The 2,071-nt window shown below is 47.9% G+C and carries 3 protein-coding genes and 1 pseudogene; 1 reads left to right on the top strand and 3 read right to left on the bottom strand.

What is annotated here, in order from left to right; all coding sequences use genetic code 11:
- A partial coding sequence (locus B7L70_RS12600; protein WP_238376265.1) for a thiamine pyrophosphate-dependent enzyme occupies positions 1-592 on the bottom strand: 592 nt, incomplete at its 3' end.
- A 123-nt stretch (positions 593-715) separates the two neighbouring features.
- Between B7L70_RS12600 and B7L70_RS12605 the strand changes: the two genes are divergently transcribed.
- Complete coding sequence (locus B7L70_RS12605) at positions 716-1,249, top strand: 2'-5' RNA ligase family protein (protein WP_162009186.1); 534 nt, start codon at positions 716-718, stop codon at positions 1,247-1,249.
- Positions 1,250-1,265: 16 nt separating this feature from the next.
- Here B7L70_RS12605 and B7L70_RS12610 read toward each other — a convergent pair whose 3' ends face one another.
- Both B7L70_RS12610 and B7L70_RS13660 read right to left on the bottom strand, forming a co-directional pair.
- Positions 1,266-1,625, bottom strand: a complete 360-nt coding sequence (locus B7L70_RS12610; RefSeq protein WP_081228468.1) for a hypothetical protein — start codon at positions 1,623-1,625, stop codon at positions 1,266-1,268.
- Positions 1,597-2,071, bottom strand: a pseudogene (locus tag B7L70_RS13660) (hypothetical protein); the annotation flags it as partial. The gene B7L70_RS12610 and the pseudogene B7L70_RS13660, both read right to left, overlap by 29 nt.

Genomic DNA, 2,071 nt, shown 5'->3' on the forward strand with positions numbered 1-2,071 from the left:
TGGGGCACGGTTGAAGGATATCAATGAATGCAGAGCCCCTATGCCTAATACCCTCCCTGATTAGGTAGGCTAGGTGCTTAACATCGTAGGCATAGCCACGGGCAACAAACGTGAAACCAACGGACAGGGCTAGGACGACGGGGTTGATTGCATCATAAATATTGGGCTTGGCAAGGGCCTTGGTCTTAACACCCCTCCTCAGTGTTGGGCTAGCCTGTCCCTTCGTTAAGCCGTAAACACCGTTATCGTACATGAGCACCGTTAAATCCACATTACGCCTACCAGCATGCACAAGGTGCTCAGCACCAATACCCATCAAGTCGCCATCACCACCAATCACAATAACCTCGAGGTTCGGATTGGACAGCTTGATGCCCGTGGCATACGGAATAGGTCTACCATGCAATGTGTGGGCGCCGTTGGCATTCACGTAATGAATAGTCTTGGCAGAACAACCAATACCAGACACCAAAAACACATTGTGAGGATCTAGATTAAGGTCGGCGAGGGCTTGGTATATCGCCTGTAATATACCGTAATCCCCACAACCAGGGCACCAATCAGGCCTTCGACGCTTCTCCACAAAGTCCATCGGCGTTCTCTTGACGGTGATCTTCACGGTATTGGACACGCAACAAATGTCAAATGAGGGCTTTATAAATCCAACGCCCCCGTAAGAATTAAATGATTAATACCCCAACCTAACCCAACAACCGTGGGCTTCTTCTACGGCTCAATAATAAAGGAATTACACGTAACACAACTAGCCAAGGCACTACCAGCAATACCTGTAAAAGAAGGCAATCACCACATAACCCTACTATACGTCGGCGACAGACCAAGCGACCAAGCAGACAATAAGGTCGAACAAGCCGTAAGCAACATACCATGCTTTACCATACGCACGAAACAGGTAGTCCTACTACCAACACCATCAAAACCAAGGGTCATAGCCATAGAGGTGGATAAGACCAGGGAGTTAGTAAGGCTGAGATCGGCAATACTAAACGCACTAAGCAGCTCAGGGGTGAGGATTGGCGATAGGTACATTGGAGACTTCAAACCGCACATCACGATAGCCTACGTAAGGAGCAAGGTGGACCCACAATACCTAATCCAGGTAATCCAAGAGCTGGATATAAACAATGAAGTCTCGGGCAGGGCAATAATGATAGATAGGGTATCACTAATAATGGCCAGGGAAAACACCTACACCGAAATAAAAATACACAAATTAAGGTGCGCATGAGGCTTGGCTCAATGATTTAAGAAATCCTAATCAGGGGATCAGGATTCCTAACCCCAAAAACCCTGACCACGAACCTCACGTTCGCCAAAGGACCAAGCAAATAGCGGCACCTAGCGAACGGGCAAACCGAAGCCTTGTGCCTCCTAATCCTACCATCACCATAACTATCAGTCCTAACCAGCAGCAACTCGCCGTAATTCGTCATGACAACCCTATACGGGTAATGATAACGAGCGCGACCACCAACCTCGACAACCAACTCCACATAATCAGCCATCGATAGGTCAGCAAAGAGGGATGGAGAGCTAGGCCAATGCTCATCAACGCGGTATTCCCTAACGATTAAGTCACAACTCCTTAATACCCTTACCTCCATGCCTAACCACCAAACGCTCCCTAAACGACTCCCAACCCCTTAAAACCGCATTAAGCTCACTTAATAGGCGGACCAACCTATTTTTCCGATACCCTCTCAACTCGTACTTAAGATCCTCCTCAAGGAACCTGATCTTACCCTTCAACTTGGCAATGACCTCATCAATAATACGCAATGCATCATTGGCACCAACACTGATCGGGTAGACCCTAACGTAGGCATCAACATACCCAGCAAAAACACCCCTCCACCTATCAACATCAAAACAAACGTCATAACCAACCCACGAATGCCCAACCCTATAGAAGCACCTCCTAATCTCCTTGTGAAAACTCACGGAGAGATCAACGTTATTCCTAGGAACCCTGAACTCAAGCATGTACAACGTAACAGCATCATCACCGGCCCTACCGAAGTTCGTGAAGAGGGAGTTTATTAGGGCGGGT

Source organism: Vulcanisaeta sp. EB80 (assembly GCF_002078205.2).

Coding starts and splice junctions, on each gene's coding strand:
- B7L70_RS12610 (WP_081228468.1), bottom strand. CDS start 1,625: ATGGAGGTAAGGGTATTAAGGAGTTGTGACTTAATCGTTAGGGAATAC.